At 66.0% G+C, this 7,082-nt stretch carries 6 protein-coding genes; 5 read left to right on the plus strand and 1 reads right to left on the minus strand.

Features of this window, described 5'->3' with window-relative positions:
- Positions 1 to 64: 64 nt before the first annotated feature.
- Entirely contained in the window at positions 65 to 1,132 is a 1,068-nt protein-coding gene (locus MMG85_RS13965; RefSeq protein ID WP_241046572.1) for a sulfate/molybdate ABC transporter ATP-binding protein, read from the plus strand.
- 185 nt (positions 1,133 to 1,317) lie between these two features.
- Positions 1,318 to 2,064, plus strand: coding sequence for a TorF family putative porin (locus MMG85_RS13970; protein ID WP_241046573.1), 747 nt, complete (start codon positions 1,318 to 1,320; stop codon positions 2,062 to 2,064).
- Positions 2,065 to 2,148: 84 nt separating this feature from the next.
- Here the strand turns inward: MMG85_RS13970 and tdh are convergent, their stop codons facing one another.
- Positions 2,149 to 3,183, minus strand: coding sequence for an L-threonine 3-dehydrogenase (gene tdh / locus MMG85_RS13975; RefSeq protein WP_241046574.1), 1,035 nt, complete (start codon positions 3,181 to 3,183; stop codon positions 2,149 to 2,151).
- Positions 3,184 to 3,352: 169 nt separating this feature from the next.
- On the opposite strand from tdh, the gene MMG85_RS13980 reads away from it, so the two are divergent.
- The 3 genes from MMG85_RS13980 to MMG85_RS13990 form a co-directional block, all read left to right on the plus strand.
- Positions 3,353 to 5,521 (plus strand): S46 family peptidase, encoded by a 2,169-nt coding sequence (locus MMG85_RS13980; protein ID WP_241046575.1) that lies wholly within the window; start codon positions 3,353 to 3,355, stop codon positions 5,519 to 5,521.
- Between the two features lie 109 nt (positions 5,522 to 5,630).
- On the plus strand, positions 5,631 to 6,275 hold the full coding sequence (locus tag MMG85_RS13985) for a histidine phosphatase family protein (protein WP_241046576.1): 645 nt from the start codon (positions 5,631 to 5,633) through the stop codon (positions 6,273 to 6,275).
- 31 nt (positions 6,276 to 6,306) lie between these two features.
- Positions 6,307 to 7,082 (plus strand): energy transducer TonB (locus MMG85_RS13990; RefSeq protein WP_241046577.1); only part of this gene is annotated, 776 nt, incomplete at its 3' end.

Below are 7,082 nucleotides of genomic sequence, written 5' to 3' on the forward strand. Positions count from 1 at the left end.
TTGTTTTCATCCGCTCTTTTAGCCTTTATCCGTGTCGAAAAAAGAACAAGCAGGAGTGCAGGACATGACGATCAAAATCGAACATCTCGGCAAGCGGTTCGGTGACTTCACCGCCTTGGACGATGTTTCGCTGGAGATCCGCCAGGGCGAGCTGATGGCCTTGCTCGGGCCCTCGGGCTCGGGCAAGACCACGCTTCTGCGCGTGATCGCCGGCCTGGAACATGCCGACCACGGACGCGTGCTGTTCGATGGCGAGGACGCGACCCGCCTCAGCGTGCAGGCGCGACGCGCCGGCTTCGTGTTCCAGCACTATGCGTTGTTCCGCCACCTGACGGTGGAGGAGAACATCGCCTTCGGCCTGCGTGTGCGCAGGGGACGCGATCGCGTGCCCGATGCGCCGATCCGCGCACGCGTGGCGGAACTGCTTTCGCTGGTGCAGCTGGAAGGCTTCGGCGCGCGCTATCCGGCGCAACTGTCCGGCGGCCAGCGCCAGCGCGTGGCGCTGGCACGCGCACTGGCCATCGAGCCGCGCGTGCTGCTGCTGGACGAGCCCTTCGGCGCACTCGACGCACAGGTGCGCCGCGACCTGCGCCGCTGGCTACGCGCGTTGCACGACCGTACCGGCCTGACCACGGTCTTCGTCACCCACGACCAGGAAGAAGCGCTGGAACTCGCCGACCGCGTGGCCATCCTCAACCGCGGACGCATCGAGCAACTGGGCAGTCCCGCCGATGCCTACGATGCGCCGGCATCACCGTTCGTCTATTCGTTCGTCGGCGCGGTGAACCGGGTGCCCGGCCGTTGGGAAGCCGGGGCGCTGCAGGTCGCGGGCCTGCCGTTGCAGCCGCGTTGCGACGCGGGCGATGGCGAGGCGGAGATCTACGTGCGACCCGAGGATCTGCATATGGTGGACGCGGCGGGCCTGCCCGCGTGGCCGGCCACGATCATCGACGCGCAGCGCACGGGGCCGCGCCTGCGGTTGCGCGCCCGGCTGGCGGACGGCGGGGTGGAGGTCGACGTGGACCTTCCCGCCGACCGCGAGGGCCCCGCGACGCTACCCGGCCAGCGCGTGCGCTTGGCACCAAAACGGTTCGGATGGTTTCCCCGCAACGGTGCGCCGGCACCAGCATGATGCGGCATAAGCCGCTGAATTGATTGAAAAAGAAACCAATTTCCGGAGGTTTCATCCAGCACTTGACGCCAGCGATTGGTGCGGCGCACTATCGGGCTGCAGTTAAAAAACCGTGAAGCTGTGATTACGGTCCGCTACCGGATCACCGCCGCCGCCCCGTCCGCCCATCGATCAGGAGACTCCGGATGAAGCCCGTCAAACTCGCCACCGCCCTCGCCACCGCCCTGCTGCTGGCCCTGCCCATGTCCGCCTTCGCGCAGGACGCCGAGGAAGAAGAGTCCTCTCCGTTCAGCGCGACATTTGCGGTGACGACGGATTACGTGTTCCGCGGTGTCTCCCAGACCGACAACGGGCCTGCGTTCCAGGCAGGTGCGACGTACTCCGCACCGTTCGGCCTGTATGCCGGTGCCTGGGCCTCGAACGTGGATTTTGGTGAGGGTGGCCCCGACTTCGAGGTCGATTATTTCGTCGGCTGGAACAAGGACCTCAGCGACAGCTGGAACCTGGACCTGGGCGTGAACCGCTACACCTACGAAGGTGCTTCGGATGGGTACGGGGACATCGACTACAACGAATACATCGCGAAGGTCACGTGGAGCGGGCCCGTGACGGTGGGCGGCATCCTGGCGTACGCGGATGACTACAGCAACACCGGCGCGGAAGAGACCTACGCAGGCCTGACGGCCAGCTACGACATCGGCGATTCGGGCTTCTCGTTGGGCGCCACCACGGGTTACACCTCCATCGATGCTGGCAGCGATGGTCGTGCCGACTTCTACGATGGCTCCATCACGCTCTCGAAGGGCTTCGGTCCGGCGACCGCAACGCTGGGTTACTACGATACCTTCGGCTCGGATGCGTCGGAGCTGCGTCGTGGGTCGGACATCTACAAGCCGGGTGTGGTCTTCACCATCGCCGTCGCGGTTCCCTGAGCGCGGTAAGGTTCAGCTTCATTACCAGCAACAGGAAAGGGCGCCGCAAGGCGCCCTTTCTGTTTCAGCGAACGGTCGGCGGCATCAGTTCCAGCTCAACACCACCTTGCCGGCCTTGCCCTGTTCCATCAGGTCGAAGCCCTTCTGGAAGTCGTCGATCGGCAGCTGGTGGGTCAGCACCTTGCCCAGCGGGAAACCGCCCAACACCAGTTGCGTCATCTTGTACCAGGTCTCGTACATCTTGCGGCCGTAGATGCCCTGCACGGTGAGGCCCTTGAAGATGATCTTGTCCCAGTCGCAGCCGGCGCCCCTGGGCATGATGCCGAGCATCGCGATCTTGCCGCCGTGGTACATGCAGTCGAGCATGTCGTTGAACGCGCGCGGGTTGCCGCTCATTTCCAGGCCCACGTCGAAGCCTTCCATGTGCAGGTCGGCCATCACGTCCTTCAGCGAGGTGTTGGCCACGTTGACCACGCGGGTGGCGCCCATGTCGGCGGCCAGCTTCAGGCGGAAGTCGTTGATGTCGGTGACCACCACGTTGCGTGCGCCGATATGCTTGCAGATGCCGGCGGCGATGATGCCGATGGGGCCGGCGCCGGTGATCAGCACGTCCTCGCCGACCACATCGAACTCCAGCGCACAGTGCGCGGCGTTGCCGTAGGGATCGAAGAACGCCGCCAGTTCGCTGGGGATCTGGTCCGGGATCGGCCACAGGTTGCTGGCCGGCATCACCATGTACTCGGCGAAGGCGCCATTGCGGTTCACGCCGATGCCCACCGTGTTGGGGCACAAGTGCTGGCGGCCGCCACGGCAGTTGCGGCAATGACCGCAGACGATATGGCCTTCCGCCGACACGCGCTGGCCGACTTCGTAGCCGGTCACCGCGGAACCGAGCTGGGCGATGCGGCCGACGAACTCGTGGCCGATGGTCAGGCCGGGCGTGATGGTGCGCTGGCTCCACTCGTCCCACAGGTAGATGTGCAGGTCGGTGCCGCAGATGGCGGTCTTCTCCAGCTTGACCAGCACCTCGTTGGGGCCGGGCTGCGGGACGGGCAGTTCCTCCATCCAGATGCCTTTGCCGGCCTCGCGCTTCACCAGCGCCTTCATCGTCTGTGCCATCGGGCGTGAATCCAGGGAATGAGGGCGCGGATTATACGCCCCGGCCCCATGGCCCCCTGTCGCGAGCTCCCGCGACGGTCCGGGCACGGTCGGGTAGGACATAAGTCATGGGTGGCCCGGATGACGGGTTCATTACAATCGGAACTTTCCTGCCAGCCCCGGGGTTTCCATGCGTCCGAACCTGCTTGCCGCCGCCATCGCGGTTCCCTTGTCCCTGCTCGCCGCCCAGCTGGCCCATGCCGGCGAAGGCATGTGGGTGCCGCAGCAGTTGCCCGAGATCGCCGGACCGCTGAAGAAGGCCGGCCTGAAGCTGTCGCCGCAGCAGCTGTCGGACCTGACCGGCAATCCGATGGGCGCGGTGGTCGCGCTGGGCGGCTGCACGGCCAGCTTCGTCTCGCCGAACGGACTGGTGGTCACCAACCATCACTGCGCCTACGGCGCGATCCAGCTGAATTCGACCGCCGAGAACAACCTCATCAAGAACGGCTTCAACGCGCCGGCCACGACCGATGAAGTCAGTGCCGGACCGAACGCGCGCGTGTTCGTGCTGGACGAGATCACCGACGTCACCAAGGACGCGCAGGCGGCCATCGCCTCGGCCGGCAGTGACGCACTGGCGCGCACGAAGGCACTGGAAGCCTTCGAGAAGAAGCTGATCGCCGACTGCGAGGCCGAGGCCGGCTTCCGCTGCCGCCTCTACAGCTTCTCGGGCGGCAATACCTACCGCCTGTTCAAGAACCTGGAAATCAAGGACGTGCGCCTGGCGTACGCACCGCCGGGCAGCGTGGGCAAGTACGGCGGCGACATCGACAACTGGATGTGGCCGCGCCACACCGGCGACTTCGCGTTCTACCGCGCCTACGTCGGCAAGGACGGCAAGCCGGCCGCCTTCTCGAAGGACAACGTGCCGTACCGGCCGAAGCACTGGCTGCAGTTCGCCGACAAGCCGCTGGGCGAGGGTGATTTCGTGATGGTCGCCGGTTACCCGGGCTCGACCAACCGCTACGCGCTGGCGGCCGAATTCGACAACACCGCCGCGTGGACCTATCCGACCATCGCGCGCCATTACAAGCAGCAGATCGCGATGGTGCAGGAGGCCGGCAAGAAGAACGCCGACATCCAGGTGAAGTACGCCGCGACCATGGCCAGCTGGAACAACACCAGCAAGAACTACGACGGCCAGCTGGAAGGCTTCAAGCGCATCGACGCCGCCGGCCAGAAGCAGCGCGAGGAAGCCGCCGTGCTGGCGTGGTTGAAGGGGCAGGGCGGCAAGGGCCAGCCGGCGCTGGACGCCCACGCCAAGCTGCTGGCGCTGCTCGAACAGAACAAGGCCACGCGCGAGCGCGACCTGACGCTGGCGATGTTCAACAACACCGCGATGGTGGGCTCGGCCACGCAGCTGTACCGCCTGTCGATCGAACGCGAGAAGCCGAATGCCGAACGCGAATCGGGCTATCAGGAGCGCGACCTGCCCGCCATCGAAGGTGCGCAGAAACAGCTCGAGCGTCGCTACGTGGCGGCCATGGACCGCCAGTTGCAGGAATACTGGTTGAACCAGTACATCACGCTGCCGGCCGATCAGCGCGTCGCCGCGGTCGACACGTGGCTGGGCGGCAACGATGCTGCCGCCGTGAAGCGTGCGCTGGATCGCCTTGCCGGCACCCAGCTGGGCAGCACCGACGAGCGCCTGAAGTGGTTCGCCGCCGACCGCAAGGCCTTCGAGGCCAGCAAGGACCCGGCCATCCAGTACGCCGTCGCGGTCATGCCGACGCTGCTCAAGCTCGAGCAGGAACGCAAGACGCGCGCCGGCGAGAACCTGGCCGCGCGCCCGGTCTACCTGCAGGCGCTGGCGGACTACAAGAAGAGCCAGGGCGAGTTCGTCTATCCGGACGCCAACCTGTCGCTGCGCATCACCTTCGGCAACGTGATGGGCTACGCGCCGAAGGACGGCGTGGAGTACACCCCGTTCACCACGCTGGAAGGCGTGGTCGCCAAGGAGACCGGCGAGGACCCGTTCGACTCGCCGAAGGCGCTGCTCGACGCGGTGGCGGCCAAGCGCTATGGCGGACTGGAAGACAAGCGCCTGGGTTCGGTGCCGGTGAACTACCTGTCGGACCTGGACATCACCGGCGGCAATTCCGGTTCGCCGGTGCTGGACGCGCACGGCAAGCTGATCGGCCTGGCCTTCGACGGCAACTGGGAGTCGGTGAGCTCCAACTGGGTGTTCGATCCGAAGATGACCCGCATGATCGCGGTGGACGGGCGTTACCTGCGCTGGATCATGCAGGAGGTCTATCCGGCGCCGCAGCTGCTGACGGAAATGGGCGTGGGCAAGTAACAGCTGCAACGGTCGGCAGACACGGGACGGGAGCGGTTATCATCCGCTCCCGTCTTCGTTTCCGGCCCCTGGAAGCGCGACCGTTTTTCTCGAATGGACACACCGACGCATGCGCATCCTGCTTGCCCGCCACGGCGAAACGCCGTGGAACGCCGAAGGCCGCTACCAGGGCCAGATCGACATCCCGCTTTCGCCGGTCGGTGAAGGCCAGGCGACCGCGCTGGGCCAGCGGTTGAAGGACGTGCGCATCGATCGCGCGGTGGCGTCGCCGCTGTCGCGTGCGCAGCGCACCGCGCAACTGGCATTGGGCGACGCGCGTGTGGACATGCTGCTCACCGATCCCGAACTGCAGGAAATCGCCCACGGCGAATGGGAAGGCCTGCTCGCCAGCGAGATCCAGGACAAGGACCCGGCGCGCCTGCTCGCCTGGCGCGAGGAGCCCGATACCGTGCTGATGCCCGGCGGCGAGTCGCTGCGCCAGGTACTCGACCGTTCGTGGCGCGGCCTGGCGCGCGCCGCCGATGGCCTGGGCGATGACGACACGCTGCTGATCGTGGCGCACGACGCCGTCAACCGCGTCCTGCTGTGCCGCATCCTGGGCCTGCCCATCGCCAAGCTGTGGACCTTCCGCCAGGCTCCCACCACGCTCAACCTGCTGGAAGGCCCTTCGGTCGATCAGCTCGAAGTCGTGCGTCTCAACGATTGCGCGCACCACACGCCGTTCTTCGGCGAAGCGAAGCATCGGGCGCTCTGATTCGCCACCGGGCTATCCCATTGGGCAGATGATGAGACAGGTTACGGGTCTGGTGCTCGGCTGCATCCTGTGCGCATGGCTGCTGCCTTCGCCGTCGGTGGCGGCCGTGAAAGAGGCGGGTAGCGTCGACGCGCAGGGCTTCGAGGCACCGGATGAGCTGGCCAAGCCCATCGACATGATGCCCCCGCCCTATCCGATGGACATGGTCTGGCAAGGCATCAGCGGCCTAGTCGTGCTGATCATCACCATTGATGACGACGGGCGGGTGGTGGATCAGCAGATCGAAGCGCCATCACCCAGCGCGTCACTGAACCAGGCGGCGCTTGGCGGCGCCCGTGCATGGATGTTCACGCCGGCGCGTCGACAAGGCAAACCGATCGCATCGCGTGCGCGTGTCCCGGTCGATTTCAAGATCCCGCCCCAATACGCGCTCGACCGCACGACGGGCAGGCCGCGCGACGCTTACTTCCTGCAGCGACGCACCGGCATGCAAGCGGCACCTGCAACGGATGTCGATGGTTTTTTCCCGGGTTTCGTTGCCGATGCGTATCCGATCGGTGTTCATTCGGTCGCAGAGGCGCAGGCCATGCTGCAGCGATACGCGTTCCGCGAACCGGACCCCGTGCCAGGTGCGGTCGCCGAGTATGCGTTGCGTGACGAGGAAGGACTGAGTTACTGGAATGTCGCGCAGGCGCCGGGCATGCCCACAGCCGTCGTGCGCCGCCGCCTGGTCGGCAACGACACGACAAGCTGGTACGTCGGCAGCATGTTGTGCGAAGGCGAGGCATCCGCATGCGATGCCTTGCG

Origin of the sequence: Pseudoxanthomonas sp. LH2527 (assembly GCF_022539275.1) — a bacterium.
Taxonomy (GTDB): Bacteria; Pseudomonadota; Gammaproteobacteria; order Xanthomonadales; family Xanthomonadaceae; genus Pseudoxanthomonas_A.